General features: G+C 73.6%; 13 protein-coding genes. 8 read left to right on the top strand and 5 right to left on the bottom strand.

Annotated features, from left to right (window positions below; genetic code table 11):
* Nucleotides 1-211 precede the first annotated feature (211 nt).
* Complete coding sequence (locus MMF93_RS22600) at nucleotides 212-1,471, top strand: sensor histidine kinase (protein ID WP_242754326.1); 1,260 nt, start codon at nucleotides 212-214, stop codon at nucleotides 1,469-1,471.
* Nucleotides 1,472-1,501: 30 nt separating this feature from the next.
* Here MMF93_RS22600 and MMF93_RS22595 read toward each other — a convergent pair whose 3' ends face one another.
* Nucleotides 1,502-3,277: an FAD-dependent oxidoreductase gene (locus tag MMF93_RS22595; protein ID WP_242754323.1), complete on the bottom strand. Its 1,776-nt coding sequence runs from the start codon at nucleotides 3,275-3,277 to the stop codon at nucleotides 1,502-1,504.
* A 120-nt stretch (nucleotides 3,278-3,397) separates the two neighbouring features.
* A complete protein-coding gene (locus MMF93_RS22590) occupies nucleotides 3,398-5,257 on the bottom strand; it encodes an AMP-binding protein (protein WP_423835499.1) in 1,860 nt (619 codons plus the stop codon).
* A gap of 144 nt (nucleotides 5,258-5,401) precedes the next feature.
* Between MMF93_RS22590 and MMF93_RS22585 the strand changes: the two genes are divergently transcribed.
* Together MMF93_RS22585 and MMF93_RS22580 are read left to right on the top strand one after the other, a co-directional pair.
* Entirely contained in the window at nucleotides 5,402-5,944 is a 543-nt protein-coding gene (locus MMF93_RS22585; protein ID WP_242754319.1) for a flavin reductase family protein, read from the top strand.
* 53 nt (nucleotides 5,945-5,997) lie between these two features.
* Entirely contained in the window at nucleotides 5,998-6,606 is a 609-nt protein-coding gene (locus MMF93_RS22580; protein ID WP_242754318.1) for a hypothetical protein, read from the top strand.
* Between the two features lie 152 nt (nucleotides 6,607-6,758).
* Here MMF93_RS22580 and MMF93_RS22575 read toward each other — a convergent pair whose 3' ends face one another.
* Entirely contained in the window at nucleotides 6,759-7,355 is a 597-nt protein-coding gene (locus MMF93_RS22575; protein ID WP_242754317.1) for a TetR/AcrR family transcriptional regulator, read from the bottom strand.
* A gap of 165 nt (nucleotides 7,356-7,520) precedes the next feature.
* On the opposite strand from MMF93_RS22575, the gene MMF93_RS22570 reads away from it, so the two are divergent.
* Nucleotides 7,521-8,105: a dihydrofolate reductase family protein gene (locus tag MMF93_RS22570; RefSeq protein ID WP_242754316.1), complete on the top strand. Its 585-nt coding sequence runs from the start codon at nucleotides 7,521-7,523 to the stop codon at nucleotides 8,103-8,105.
* Between the two features lie 72 nt (nucleotides 8,106-8,177).
* Here the strand turns inward: MMF93_RS22570 and MMF93_RS22565 are convergent, their stop codons facing one another.
* Both MMF93_RS22565 and MMF93_RS22560 read right to left on the bottom strand, forming a co-directional pair.
* Nucleotides 8,178-8,828: a PadR family transcriptional regulator gene (locus MMF93_RS22565; RefSeq protein WP_242754315.1), complete on the bottom strand. Its 651-nt coding sequence runs from the start codon at nucleotides 8,826-8,828 to the stop codon at nucleotides 8,178-8,180.
* A gap of 90 nt (nucleotides 8,829-8,918) precedes the next feature.
* Nucleotides 8,919-10,202: an MFS transporter gene (locus MMF93_RS22560; protein WP_242754314.1), complete on the bottom strand. Its 1,284-nt coding sequence runs from the start codon at nucleotides 10,200-10,202 to the stop codon at nucleotides 8,919-8,921.
* A gap of 72 nt (nucleotides 10,203-10,274) precedes the next feature.
* On the opposite strand from MMF93_RS22560, the gene MMF93_RS22555 reads away from it, so the two are divergent.
* From MMF93_RS22555 to MMF93_RS22540, 4 genes are all read left to right on the top strand, one after another.
* Nucleotides 10,275-11,117, top strand: coding sequence for a LysR family transcriptional regulator (locus MMF93_RS22555; RefSeq protein WP_242754313.1), 843 nt, complete (start codon nucleotides 10,275-10,277; stop codon nucleotides 11,115-11,117).
* A gap of 163 nt (nucleotides 11,118-11,280) precedes the next feature.
* Complete coding sequence (locus MMF93_RS22550; RefSeq protein WP_242754312.1) at nucleotides 11,281-12,423, top strand: LLM class flavin-dependent oxidoreductase; 1,143 nt, start codon at nucleotides 11,281-11,283, stop codon at nucleotides 12,421-12,423.
* On the top strand, nucleotides 12,420-13,307 hold the full coding sequence (locus MMF93_RS22545; protein WP_242754310.1) for a glucose 1-dehydrogenase: 888 nt from the start codon (nucleotides 12,420-12,422) through the stop codon (nucleotides 13,305-13,307). The genes MMF93_RS22550 and MMF93_RS22545 overlap by 4 nt, the downstream gene beginning before the upstream one ends.
* Nucleotides 13,304-14,377 carry an alpha/beta hydrolase gene (locus MMF93_RS22540; RefSeq protein WP_242754308.1) on the top strand — a complete coding sequence of 358 codons (1,074 nt, stop codon included), beginning with the start codon at nucleotides 13,304-13,306 and terminating at the stop codon, nucleotides 14,375-14,377. The genes MMF93_RS22545 and MMF93_RS22540 overlap by 4 nt, the downstream gene beginning before the upstream one ends.
* The last annotated feature ends 117 nt before the right edge of the window (nucleotides 14,378-14,494 follow it).

Genomic DNA, 14,494 nt, shown 5'->3' with positions numbered 1-14,494 from the left:
GCGGCGGCCGGGGCTTGAGGGGATCGGGCTTCGGGAGCGGAAAGGGCGGCGGAAGTCCGCGATAGGGAGCGTCCGTGTCCTACCGAAGTCGCCGCCCGGTCCTCCCGATGTCTGCGCCCAGTCCTACCGAAGTCGCCGCCCGACCCTACCGAAGTCTCCGCCTGCGGCCCGGCGGGGACAGTGGCCCGGCTGCGACCGTACATTTCACAGCATGGGGTCTGAGCACATCAGCGGCGCCGGTGTCCGGCGGACGGGGCGCCGCAGCGCACGCGACTGGGCGGTGGACATCGGCGCGTTCCTGTTCGCCGGGTGTTTCCTGGTGCTGAGCACCGACGCGGTCGCCCTCGACCCGGGCACCTCCCCGACGGCGCTCTTCCTCGACCAGCTGCGGGGCGGGCTCGCCTGCGCGGCACTCTTTCTGCGGCGCCGGTGGCCGGTGCAGCTCGCAGTCGTGCTGCTGGTGGCCGAGCCGTTCTCGCACTTCGTCACGGGGCCGATCCTCGTCGCGCTGTTCACCGTCGCGGTCAGCAGGCCGCCGCGGGTGACGGCGTGGGTGGCGGCGCTCGCCTACGCGCCGGTGCCGGTCCTCCTCGCGAGCGGCCCGGCGGCAGGGGACCCCAGGACCGAGTCCGCGCTCACCTACTTCGTGCTGCTCGCCGGGGCGCTGGGCTGGGGGCTGTACGTCCGCTCCCGCAGGGAGCTGCTCTCCTCGCTCCGCGAGCGGGCCGAGCACGCGGCGGCCGACGCACGGCGCGAGGCCCGCGAGGACGTGGCACGCGAGATGCACGACGTTCTGGCCCACCGGCTCTCGCTGCTGAGCGTCCACGCCGGAGCGCTCGAGTTCAATCCGCGCGGCGATCCCGCGCAGGTGGCACAGGCGGCGGGTGTGATCCGGGAGAGCGCGCACCAGGCGCTGCAGGACCTGCGGGAGATCATCGGCGTGCTGCGGGCGCCCGAACAGGTGGACCATCCCCAGCCGGTGCTCGCCGACGTGGAGCAGCTCGCGGACGAGTCACGGCGGGCCGGTGCCCGCGTCAGCCTCGACCTCGACGTGGCGGGCGGACTGGGGAACGCGCCCACCGTGACGGGCCGCACCGCGTACCGCATCGTCCAGGAGGGGCTGACCAACGCGCGCAAGCACGGCGCAGGGCCCGGGACGCCCGTCTCGGTGACCGTGCGCGGCGCCTCGGGGCGCGGCCTGACCGTCGAGGTCCGCAACCCTGCGGGCCGCGGCGGCCCGCAGGCAGAGGTTCCCGGGGCCGGCCTGGGCCTCATCGGTCTGACCGAACGCGCCCAGCTGGCGGGAGGCACCCTCGTACACGGCTGGGACGGCGCGGACTTCCGCCTCAGCGCGACGCTCCCGTGGGACGCCACGACGCCGGTGCACGGGCGCGCCGGAAGGGAGGGCACGCAGGACCGCACGGAACGGAAGGTTGCGGGCGAAGCGGGGAAGGAGGGCACCACCGCGTGACGGGGCACGGCGGTTCCGGGCCCCTGTGTCTCACCCGCGTGCGGTGTCCGCCGCGCCGCCCGTCATGTGGCCGACCGCGGCATAGGCGAAGGTCATCGCCGGCCCGATGGTGGCACCCGGGCCCGGGTAGGTCTCACCCATGACGGCGGCCGAGGCGTTGCCCGTCGCGTAGAGGCCGTCGAGGACGCTGCCGTCCTCGCGGAGCACCCGGGCGTGTTCGTCGGTGGTGAGGCCTCCCTTGGTGCCCAGGTCGCCGGGGACGACGGGGACGGCGTAGTAGGGCGGCTTGGTGAGGGGGGCGAGGTTGGGGTTGAGGAGGGTGGGGTCGCCGTAGTAGCGGTCGTAGGCGCTGTCACCGCGGCCGAAGTCCGCGTCGCTGCCCTGGCGGGCGAAGGTGTTGAAGCGTGCGATCGTACGGGCGAACCTGTCGGCGGGGACGCCCATCCCGGCCGCCAGTTCCTCCAGCGTGCCGGCCTTCTTGACGAAGCCGCTCCGGACCAGTTCGCGGGGGAAGGGCCGGCCGGGGAAGAGGCCCATGAACAGGTAGCGGGCCTTGGACCGGGCGTCGAGGACGAGCCAGGAGGGCGCGGTCTCGGCGCCGGTCTTCTCGCGGTGCGCGTACATCGCGTCGACGAACTCGTGGTAGGGGGCGGCTTCGTTGACGTACCGCTCGCCGCGCCCGTCCACGACGGCCATGCCGGGGATGCCGCGGTCGGCGACGAGGAAGAAGGGCGCCTCCCTGCCGGGGACCACGACCGAGGGGGCGCCCCACACCTTCTCCATCAGGTCCACGCCCGCGCCCAGCCGCAGGCCCTCCCGCAGGCCGTCGCCGTCGTTGCCCTCGGGGGCGGAACTCCATGCGGCGCGGGTCGGAGCGGGCAGGTAGCGCTCCCGCAGCCGCTGGTCCCTGGCGAAGCTGCCGGAGGCCAGGACGACGCCGCGCCGGGCGCGGAAGGTGACGTCCCGCCCGTCGTGCCGGGCGCGCACGCCGTTCACGCGGCCCGCCTCGTTGGTCAGCAGCCGCGTCATGGGGGCGCCCAGCCACAGGTGGCCGCCCAGGACACCGAGGGAGCGGCGGAGCCGGGCGATGAGGGCTTCCCCGAGGGCGATGGGCTTGCTGCCGTCGGCCAGGGCGCGGGCGGCGCGCAGCCCCACGCGCAGGGAGGCGCGCTTGCCCGCCCAGGTGCGGGCGACCATGTTGAGGTAGCGGAAGTCGTAGGAGGTGAGGGTGAGCCCGTAGGTGGGCAGCGCGGCGCGGCGCATCAGGGCCCGCTCGGCGGCGGGCAGCCGGTTCAAATCGAAGATCTCGGGCTCGATGGAGCGGCCGCGTGCGAAGCCGCCGGGACGCTCGGGGTAGTAGTCGCTGTAGCCATCGGTGTGGACGAATCTGACGTCGGTGCGGTCGTGGAACTCGCGCACCATGCGCGGCCCCTGGTCCAGATACGCCTCCTTGCGGGCGGCCGGTACACGGTCGCCGACGGTGGCGTCCAGATAGGCGCGCCCCGCGGCGCGGCTGTCACCGAGTCCCGCCTCGGCGAGGTGGAAGCTGTCGGGTATCCACAGTGCGCCGCCGGAGAGCGCGGTGGTGCCCCCGTACAGCGGGGTCTTCTCCAGGACGACGACCGAGAGGCCGCGCAGCCGCGCCGTCACCCCCGCGGCCAGGCCGCCGGCGCCCGAGCCGATGACGACGACGTCGTAGGTATGAGACGTCTCGGTACGCGACGCCTCGGTGTGCGCCCCTCGGGTGTCCTCGCCGGTCCGGCCGCCCGCCGGGCCGCCGCTGCTCACACGGTTCATACGGCTCATGCGGGGACGTTATGCGCGGGCCCCGGTGCGCGCTCACGGCTCTTCCCGGTGGGTGGGAGGCCCCGCGGGGGGCCGGCCGGGCAGGGGCCGGCCGGGCAGCCGCACCAGCCGTCGGACGCGTCACCGCTCCTGGCCGGGCACTCCGGTGGGCGCGTGGCGGGCGCGCAGCGCGTTCTTGAGGACCTTGCCCGAGGCGTTGCGGGGCAGCGCGGTGACGGCCGTGACGGTACGGGGCAGCTTGTAGTTGGCGAGCCGGGAGCGGGCCCAGCCGGCGAGGCGGCCCTCCAGCGCGGCGGCGTCCGCACCGTCTCGGGGCACGACGTAGGCCGCGCCGACCTCGCCCAGGCGCGCGTCCGGTACGCCGATCACCGCCACGTCGGCCACGTCGGGGTGCCCGCGCAGCGCCTGTTCGATCTCTGCGGGGTAGGTGTTGAATCCGCCCACGATGTACATGTCCTTGAGCCGGTCGGTGAGAGTGAGGTAGCCGCGCTCGTCGAGGCGGCCGACGTCTCCGGTGCGCAGCCAGCCTTCCGCGTCGAAGGCAGCGGCAGTCGCCTCGGGATCGTCGCAGTAGCCGCGCATCACGTGACGCGCCCGCAGCCGGATCTCCCCCGGTTCGCCGGGGGCCGCCTCGGTGCCGTCGGCGGTGACGATCCGCACCTGGGTTCCGGGCAGCGGCAGTCCCACGGTGCCCGCCACGGTGGCCGCGTCGGTGGAGGTGGGACAGACGGTGGCGACACCGGCGGACTCACTGAGCCCGTACGCGGTGAACACCTCCGCAGCTCCCAGCTCCCGCCTGATCCGCGCCACCAGGTCGACGGGTACCCCGGCTGCTCCCGTCCCGGCCAGCCGCAGCGAGGACAGGTCACTGGTGGGGCGGTCGGGGTGGTCGATGAGGGTGTGGAAGACGGTCGGCGGCCCCATCAGCACGCTGACGCTTTCCCCGGCGACGCGGCGCAGGGCGCGGCCCGCGTCGTAGACGGCCTCGGGCACCATCGTCGTCCCGGTCAGCAGGCACGCCAGCACGCCCGCCTTGTAACCGAAGGTGTGAAAGAACGGGTTGAGCAGCAGGTAGCGGTCACCCTCGCGCAGTCCGACCGCCCGCGCCCACTCGGTGAACGCCTCCAGCGTCTGACCGTGCGTGATCTCAACCCCCTTGGGTCGCCCGGTGGTTCCCGACGTGTAGAGGATGTCGCAGAGGTCGTCGGGGGTGACGGCGGCGGCGCGTGCGGCGTACTCCGGGTCGCCGACGCCCGCCGCGCGGTCGAGGAAAGCGGCGTACGGGAGGGCGGGCCACTGCGCGCCACCGCCCGGCGGAGCGGACTCGCAGGTGGGCAGCGTGACCGCCCCGCCACCCGGCGGAGCGGACTCGCAGGTGGGCAGCGTGACCGTCGACTCCAGGTCGGGCAGCGGCTCGCCCGACTCGGCGAGGGAGCGGGCGTAGTCGGTGCCGAGGAACGAGCCGACGGTGAACAGGAAGCGGGCGCGGGAGCGGCGCAGGATGTCGGCGGCCTCGGCCGGCTTGTAGCGCGTGTTCAGCGGTACGAGGACGGCGCCCACGCTGACGGCACCGAGCGCGGCGGTGATCCAGTGCCGCGAGTTGGGGGCCCACACGGCGACCCGGTCGCCCTTGCGCAGCCCGTGGGCGAGGGCCGCCTTCGCACTGCGTACGACGTGGGCGCGCAGCGTGGCGAAGCTCCAGCGGACCTCCCCGCCCTCCCTCCCGGCCCCCTCGCCGTCCGGGTACTCGACCAGCGCCACCCGCCCGGGGTAAGCCTGCGCGGCGAAGGCGGTCAGCTCGGCGAGGGTCGCCGGCGGCCGCGTCCCGCCGGCCCCCTGCGGGACGGGTCCCTGCGGGACGGGTCCCTGCGGGGCGGCGGCCGCCGCAGCACCGGCGGACTCAGCGTGAGCAGGGGGAACAGGGCGCGTGGGGTGAGCGGGCCGGGCTGGACGGACGGGCCGGTCGGCGCGTGCGGTCATGGCGGGGGCCTTTCGAATCACCGTGCGGGACGAGGGGGTTGACGCGGCGGCGAGGGCGGTTTTCAATCCGGATTGCCCGGAGAGGTATTTCGATTAGGAATACCTCTCTCACAGGTATCGGTCTCCACGGAAGCGAGCGTCCCAATGAGTGCGACATCCCCCGCGACGGCCGCCCAGAGCGGGTCCGCCGCAGCGCCCGTGGCCGTCGGCCCCGAGCTGATGCGTCAGGTCATGAGCAGCTTCTGCACGGGCGTCGCGGTCGTCACCGCGGCGGGCGGCGACGGCGCACCGGCCGGCATGGCCGTACAGTCCTTCGCCTCCCTCTCCCTCGACCCGCCGCTGGTCTGCTTCGCCCCCGCCCGGACCTCGACGAGCTGGCCGCGCATCCGGACAGCGGGCCACTTCGCCGTCAGCATCCTGGCCGAGGACCAGCACGCCCTCTCCCGCTCGTTCGCCGTCAGCGGCGGCGACAAGTTCGCCGGCGTCGCCTGGCGCCCGGGACGCAACGGCGCCCCCCTCCTCGACGGCGCCCTCGCCGTCGTCGAATGCGCTCTCGAAACCGAGCTGCCCGGCGGCGACCACACCATCGCCGTGGGCCGCGTCACCGCCCTCCACCAGCCCCGCGAAGCAGGCCCCCTGCTCTACTTCCGGCGCACGTACGGGGTGTACGGGACGCACGCGGCGTGAGCGCGGACAGGGGGCGCTGAACGACGCACAGGTCGTGTCGCCATACTGGCCTCGTGGAGCAACGACCTGACACAGCCGAGCCCGCCGTGCTCAGCGCAGGCACGGACCCGACGTTCGTCCCCGGCCTCGACACCCTCGCCGTCGCCCCCGCGGACAAGGAATCCGGCGAAGGGGCGGCATCATCGCGCAAACCCGACACCGGGAGCGAGGACGAGGAGCGGACGACGGAGCCCGCCGAGGCGGACCACGACGACGCCGACTCCGACTCCGACTCCGAAGTCGACACCGAAGTCGACGCCGACACGGAGGCCGACAGCGACGCGGACGAGGATGAGGAGAAGGACGAGGACGAGGAGCGGGAGGAGGAGCCTCCCGAGGGGCCCTCGTTCGAGGTCTCGGACCGCCGGTCCGCCATCATCGTGGACGGCCGCGGCGTGACGCTTCGCCTCGACGACGCGGAGGCCGCATTCGAGTGGAGCGAGATCGGCGCCGTGGAGATCGGCGCCCCCCGGTTCGGCCGCCGCTTCCGGATCTGCGTCTGTACGACAGGACACCGCCGCTTCGACGCGGAAGTCGAGGCGCCCTCCCGCAAGCAGGTCAAGACGTGGTCCGACGACCTCGACTCCGTGCTCGACACCTGGTTCGACGACAGCACGGACTGACGCCCGCCTGCCACCGCCCCGGGCCCCGCTGACCGAGTTCACCGGGTGACACCCGCGGCGCGGTGGCGGAAAGCCGCCCGGCGAGGCGGGCACAGGTCGTCCAGGCCCCCGGCGCCCGGGCGAAGTCCGGTCCGCGCGGGGTGCCTCCGGGGCTACCCGTCCGCGCCGGGCACGCTGTCACCGAACACCCGGGGCACCATCGCCGCGATGAGGCGGTCCACGTCGTACGGAGCGCTCAGGATGTCGGGGAGCGTCATCTCGTCCACGAGCAGGCCGGTCATCGCCAGGTAGAGGAGGGCGACGCCCATGTCGTCGCCCGGCATGCCGATCTCGTTGTGGTAGGCGATCAGGCCGTTGAACTCGTCCCGCAGGAAGCCCGTCAGCTCCTCGTACAACTCGGGCCGCCGGGTGGCCTCCAGGCGCAGTTCCATCATCGCCAGGTAGCTGCTGCGGTCGGCGCGCATCCGGCCCACCACGTCGTGCATCAGCTCGACTTCGAGGGCGAGGGTGCGTGGGGCGCTCATCCGTTCGGCCACCACCGCCTCGTCGGGGGTGAGGCGTTCGCGGGTGCGGCGCATGACCTGGGTGAGCATGTCGCCGCGGTGGGCGAAGTAGTTGGACGCCGTGCCGGTGGGAACGGCCGCTTCCTTGTCGACGGCGCGGAGCGTCAGCCCGCGTGAGCCCTCACGGGCCAGTACCTCGATGGCCGCGTCGAGCAGCGCCGCGCGCCGCTCGGTGTTCTGCCGCATGACTGGTCTCCTGCCTCCGCCGGGAACGCACTTGATTCTTCTTGACACCACTGTAGTCGCAGTACTACGTTCACACCACTGCAAGCGAAGTGGTGCAATTGGAGTAGTGCACGTGAAGTAGTTCGCTCGCAGCAGTCCAGGTGAAGCGACCATCAGGGGGCACCCATGCGCAAGCTCGTCTACTACGTCGCCGTCACGCTCGACGGCTTCATCGCGGGGCCAGAGGGAGAGTTCGACTTCTTCCCCATCCCCGACGGATTCGACGACCTGGCCGCCGCGATCTGGGAGGACCTGCCCGAGACCGTCCCCACGCAGGCCCGTTCGGCACTGGGCCTCCCGGACCGGCCCAACCGCAGGTTCGACGTGGCGCTGATGGGGCGCGGCAGCTACGAACCGGGCCTGAACGAGGGGGTCACCAGCCCCTACGCGCACCTGCGTCAGATCGTCTTCTCCCGCACTCTGACCGGCCAGGACCCGGCCGTGGAGATCGTGGCGGACCGCGACCCGGCCGAGGTCGTACGGGAGTTGAAGCAGCAGGAGGGGGGCGACATCTGGCTGGTCGGCGGCGGAAAGCTGGCGGCCGCTCTGCTGGCGGAGATCGACGAGCTGATCATCAAGCGCAACCCGATCGTGGCGTGCGCCGGCGTCCCGCTCTTCGACGGGGCGTTCTCCCCGACGGCGTTCCGTCCCGTCACCACCGACGAGTACCCCTCGGGGGTCAGCAGGACGACCTACGAGCGGGTGTGGTGACGAACAGGGAGGGGGTCGCGCGCGTGGAGCGGTGACGAGCGGAGCGGTGACGAGCGGAGCGGTGAGCCGACGCTACGCGCCGGGCTCCCCGTGGCCCGGCGGCGCGTCCCGTTCCCGCGCCAGTTCGTCGAGGTCGGCCAGCATGTCCTCGGCGAGCCGGCGCTCGGCCTCGTAGTAGCGCTCCGCCCAACGCAGCACCAGCCGCGGGTACGCCCACGAGGGTTCCTTCTCCGCCCCCTCGGCGTCCAGCCTGGCACGGTGCACCATCTTGTCGGCGTTGGCCTGGTGTTCGCGCAGGATGTCGCGGGCCTGGTCCTCCTCCAAAAGGTGGCCGAGCCAGATGCGGAGCATCACGCCGTGTTTGAGCACGGGCGGTTCGACGGCCGCGCCGCGGGCCCACTCCCGGACGGCACCGCGGCCCGCGTCGGTGATCGAGTAGACCCGTTTGTCGCGGTTGCCCGTCGCCTGCGGGACGCTGCGCGAGGTGACGTAACCGGCCCCCTCCAGGCGTTTGAGCTCGCCGTAGATCTGGCTGAAGGAGGGCGACCAGTAGAAGAAGCTCAGCGACCAGTCGGCCCACTTCTTCAGGTCGTAGCCGGACAGCTCCTGTTCGAAGGAGAGCAGCCCCAGTACCGCCCAGCTGGTCGGCGGCAGCGGACGTCGCTGGGCGGTGCGACCGCCCTTCGGCGCCGCGTCGTCCGTCCCCGTGCTCTCCTCCGTCATCGTGCCCCGCACGCCTTTCGTACGCCGTACGCCGCCGCGTACCGCACCTTCCGTACCGGCGCCCGCCGGATTCCGTCCCGGCGGCCGACTCTACGCCGTCGGGCTCCGTGAGCCAGGGGGCAGTGGGCCGGGCCCCCGCACCCCCGTCCCGCTCTGGTGACCAGCCGGAGCCGACGGCCCAGGAGACGGGCGGTGGCGGGACAGCAGGCGGCCGGTCAACGCGGCGGCGAGGCCCGCCAGTCCGGCCGCCGCGAAGCCGCCGGCCGGGGCGGAGACGTCGACGGCCACCCCGACGAGCGGGGAGCCGAGCGCGAGACCCGCGCTCTGCGCCGCGGACTGCAGGCCTGTCGCCTCACCGCGCACGCCGGCCGGCGCCAGCCTGCTCACCGCGTCGGTCACGGCGGAAAGGGTCGGCGCGGCGAAGAACCCGGTGCAGGCGACGGCCACGCACAGCCAGGGCCACTGGTGTGCCAGCCCCGCCGGGATCGTCACGAGCCCGAGCAGTCCCAGCAGCGACCATGTGGGCAGCGACCGGGACAGCGCACCGTGTATCAGCCCGCCGACGACGGAGGCCACGCCGAGCACCGCCACGACCACGGAGGCCCAGGACACCTGTCCGGCTGCTTCGAGCGTGGCGACGAGGGCGAGGTCGACACCGCCCAGCAGCATCGTGGTACCGCACGCCATCGTCAGTACGGCGATCATGCGGGCGCCGAGCCACTCCCGGCGCGGGGGCCGTTCAGCCGCGCGACCTGTACGGGCCTCCGCGCCCGTACCGGGCCCGAGATCGCTCCCGCCCTCGGCGCGCAGTGGCGGGTCGAGGAGGGCGATCCCGGTTCCGCCCGCGACGATCGCGGCGCCGAGGCCCCACGCCACCGCGCCGGGGGGCAGCCGCGCGGCGCACAGGATCACGACCGCCGGGCCCACCATGTACGACAGTTCGCCCTGCACCGCCTCCAGCGCGAACGCGGCCCTGCGTTGTCGCGCCGTCGTCATGGCGGCGATCGCCTGCCTGGTCACCGGCTGGGCCGGCACCATCAGCAGGCCCGCCACGAGGGCGGCACCCACCAGGGCCCCGTACGGCAGGACCGGCACGCTCAGCCAGAACACGGCCTGCGCCGCGACGGTCAGCAGCAGCACGGGGCGCAGACCCCGCCGGTCGAGCACGCGGCCGAGCAGCGACCCGCCCAGAGCCAGGCCCGCGGTGAGAGCCGCCGCGACGCCGCCGGCCGCCGCGTAGCTCAACTCCAGTCCCAGCACGACGTACAGCGTCAGCGCCATCACGTCGGCCGTGATCGCGATGCGGGCGAGGAAGGAAACGGCCAGCAGCGGTGCCATACCCGGCACGGCGAGGATCTGTCGGTATCCGGTCACTCGCGTGACGCTAGATCCCGGGCCATGCCATAGGTAGAGGTTCATTCGCTGGAGCCGACATAAGGAAACGTTATGCCCAGGGATCTGGAGACCGCGTGGCTGCGGTCCTTCGTCGCCATCGTGCGGGCGGGCAGCATCAGCCGTGCCGCGGCCGCGCTCGGGCATACGCAACCCGCGCTCAGCCAGCAGGTGCGCAAGTTGGAGAGGGCCGTCGGCCGTCCGCTGTTCCACCGTTCGCCGTCCGGTGTGTCGCCGACCCGGGCGGGCGAGGAGCTCCTGCCGTACGCCGAACGCATCCTCGCGCTCGGGGAAGCGGCCCTCACCGAGACCGGGCGCACGCTCACCGGCCGCTGCGGTGTCGGACTGCTCGAAGACCTCGCCGCGTCCCAGCTCCCGCAGGTACTGGCCGATCTGGCCCGGCTGCACCCCGGCGCGAGGCTGGAGGTGCTCAACCTGTCCCACGCCGCGATGCGGGAGGCCTACGACACGGGCCGCGTCCACCTCGTGCTCAACGAGGTGCCGGCCGTTCCCGGACCGCCGCGCTGGACGGTGCGCCGCCCGCTGGTCTGGGCGGTCGGCCAGGGGGTGGAGGTGACCGCCGATCCGCTGCCCGTGGTGCTGTTCTCGAACACGTGCGCCTGGCGTACCTCCGTGCTGGAGACCCTCGAGCGGGCCGGTCGGCCCTGGCGGGTGGCGTTCGAGAGCAACAGCCTGGCCGGTGTGCTCGCCGCGGTACGGGCGGGGCTGGGCGTCGCCGCGCTGCTGCCCGCGAACCGCGAACCGGCCATGGCGTGCCGCGAGGCCGACGCCCTGCCCACCCTGCCGGACGTCGAGCTCGGCCTCGCACGGCACCCGCGTTCCGAGGGCGATCCGCTGATCGACGCCGTGGAGACGGCGCTGCGCCGCATGGTGTGAGGCGCGCGGGCGGCCTCGGGCGGGATCCGCGCTCGCGCGGGGCGGCGCCTCGTCAGACCGCTTCCTCAAGCGTCCTCAAGGCCCCTCAAGGCCTCGTAAGGCCGCATCCCGGTCAGTGACACGTCTCGCTCGGCGAGGGAGGTGTTCCTGTTAGTAATACCTCATGAAGTTCTCGATGATCTTTGAAGCGCAACTGGCGGACCCCTCGCCCGCCCAGGAGCGGCAGGTCCTGCACGACTGTGTCGAGCAGGCCGTCTTCGCCGAGGAGATGGGGTTCGACCGCGTCTGGGCGGTCGAACACCACTCGCTCGCCCAGTACGCGCACATGTCGGCCTCGGAGATCTTCCTGACGTGGGTCGCGGCACGGACGCGGCGCATCCGGATCGGCCACGGCGTGGTGACCATGCCGTTCGGCTACCAGCACCCGGTGCGGGTGGCCGAACGGGCCGCGATGCTGGACGTCCTCAGCGGCGGCAGGGTCGACATCGGGGCGGGGCGTGGGGCCACCAAGCAGGAGATGTCGATGTTCGGGGTACGGCCCGAGGACACGTATCCGCAGCTGGAGGAGGCGCTGCGGATCTTCTCCGCCGCCTGGCGCGAAGAGCGGTTCGAGTGGCACGGCTCGCTCGACATCGGCCCCGGTGCCGTCCTCCCCCGCCCCGTACAGGCCCCGCATCCGCCGCTGTTCATGGCGTGCAGCAAGCACGACACGCTGAAGCTGGCGGCCGAACTCGGCATCGGCGCCCTGGTGATGGGGTTCGCCGGAGCCGACGACGTCCGCGCGATGCGCAAGGTCTACGACGACGCGCGCGCAGCCCGCAGCGGCGAGCGCTTCGTCTCCGACAGCGCCAACGACCACCTCTCGGCGCTCTGTCCCACGGTGGTGCTGGACGACGCCGACCTGGCGCTCCGCCTCGGCGCCCGCGGCCAGCGCTTCTTCGCCGAATCGATCGCCCACTGGTACGGCAACGCGCCCGCGCCGACGGCCTACGCCGAGTCCCTCGGCTACAGCGACCACGTGGCGGCCATGGCCAAGGACCGCGAGGAACTGGTCGCCAAGCTGCACGAGGCCGACATCCCGGCCCGCCCGGTGGACACCGGCACCTTCAACGCCGAGCACGCGTACGGTGACGCGGCCCGCGCCGTCGACTACGTGCGACAGCTCGCCGACATCGGCGTGGACGAGGTGATGTGCCTCATCCAGATGGGCACCGTGCCGCAGGAGGCGTGCATGGAGACGATCCGGCAGTGGGGCGAACACGTGATCCCCCGGTTCCGGACGCACGACGCGGGCGCGGAAGCGTGAGCGGGCAGGCCCGGCAGGGGTCCGCGTCCTCTCCCGCCCCTTCCCCGCACGAGCCCGCGCTCCCGACGCTCCCCGCGGATCCCGCGGAACGTGCGGATCCCGCGGAACGCGCGGACTCGCCCTACGACCTCAGCGGCCGTGTCGCGGTCGTCACCGGTGCGGCCCGCGGCCAGGGCGCCGCACACGCGCGGATTCTCGCCGCCGCGGGGGCCAGCGTCGTACTGACCGACGTGCAGGAGGCGGGCGGCGCCGAGGTGGCCGCGGCCATCGGTACGGCGACGCGCCGCGCGGACGCGGCGCTCTTCGTGCGCCAGGACGTCTCCCGCGCCGCCGACTGGGACCGCGTCGTGGCCGCCGCGACAGAGCGGTACGGCCGTCTCGACGTCCTGGTCAACAACGCGGCACTGTGGCACACGGCGCCGGTCGGCGAGGAGAGCGAGGAGTGGTTCCGCACACTCCTCGACGTCAACCTGCTCGGCCCCTTCCTCGGGATGCGCGCCGTGCTGCCCGCGATGCGCGAGGCGGGCGGCGGCTCCGTCGTCAACATCTCCTCCACGGCGGGCCTGGCCGGCATACCGGGGCACGCCGCCTACGGGGCCACCAAGTCCGGGCTGCGCGGGATGACCAAATCCGCGGCGCTGGACGTGGCCGCCGACCGGGTGCGCGTCAACACCGTCCACCCCGGCATGATCGACACCCCGATGATCGCCGGGGTGACGGGCGGCGGGGAGCGGGTGCGCGAGCGCGCGTACCCCAACGTGCCGATGCGGCGTATCGGGACCCCCGAGGACGTGGCCCGCATGGTGCTCTTCCTCGCCTCGGACGCCTCCTCGTACGTGACCGGCGCGGAGTTCGCCGTCGACGGCGGACTGGCGGCCCGATGAGCGAGGGAAGGCCCTGCGACCCGACGAGCGAGCGGCGGGCGGAGAGCGCGGGAGCGGCGGCGCGGGCGGAGAGCGCGGCAGCGTCGGCCGCGCGGCCCGAGAGCGCGACGGCGTCCGCGGCGCAGGTGCACGATCAGCTGACGCCGGCGGCGCGCGGGGTCGTGGACGCGATGCGCGAGGCGTTCGGCGAGCTGGGGCCCGGCACCGATGTGCGCGAGCAGCGGCGCGTGGCGGCGCGGTCGTCGGGTGTGCCGCGTCCGCTCGCCTCGGTCACGGACCGGGCGATACCGGGCGCCGCCCCGGGCACCACCGTGCGGGTCCGCGTCTACCGGCCGGCGGACACGCCCGGCAGCCGGGCGCCCACCCTCCTGTTCTTCCACGGCGGCGGCTGGGTGCTGTGCGATCTGGACACCCACGACGGGCTCTGCCGCGAACTCGCCCACCTGACCGGCGCGCTGGTCGTCTCCGTCGACTACCGGCGTGCCCCCGAGCACCCGGCGCCCGCGGCCGTCCAGGACGCGTACGCGGTGCTGCGCTGGGCCGCCGAGCGGATACGGGACGAGGAGGGCGGCGACCCGGGAAGGATCGCCGTCGCGGGCGACAGCGCGGGCGGCGCGCTGGCCACCGCGGCCTGCCTGCTCGCCGCGCGGCGGGGCGGCACCCTGCCGGTGGCGCAGCTGCTGGTGTATCCGGCGCTGGACCCGCGGCTGGCCACGGGTTCCATGCGGACCTACGGCGACCCCGGCGGGTACTTCCTGACCACCTCGGACATGCGCTGGTACTGGGGCCACTACCTCGCGGGCGCCGCCCCCACGCCCTGTACGGCGCCGTCACTGGCCGCGGACGAGGAGCTGCGTGCCATGCCGCCTGCCTACGTGCTGACCGCAGGGTGCGACCCGCTGCGCGATGAGGGCCTGGCCTACGCGGACCGGCTGCCGTGCGCGCGGCAGCGCACCGTGCCCGGTGTCTTCCACGGCTTCCTCGCCTTCTTCGGCCTGCTCCCCGAGGCCCGCGAGGCTCTGGACGAGGCGGCGGCCTGGCTGCGGGAGCGGCTGGCTTCCCGGACGTGACGCCTCCCCCCCCCCGTGACGCCCAGGTCACCCGCGCCCCTCCCACGCTTTTGAGCACTCCCGTACCTTTTGCGGGCTTCCTCCTTTTGGCCTAGCGTCGTACGGAACGCGTGACCC

The sequence above is a fragment of the Streptomyces tubbatahanensis genome (genome assembly GCF_022699385.1).
GTDB classification, from domain to species: Bacteria; Actinomycetota; Actinomycetes; order Streptomycetales; family Streptomycetaceae; genus Streptomyces; species Streptomyces diacarni.
Note: the sequence above shows the minus strand (reverse complement) of the source record. Positions and strands in the feature narration are given on the sequence as shown.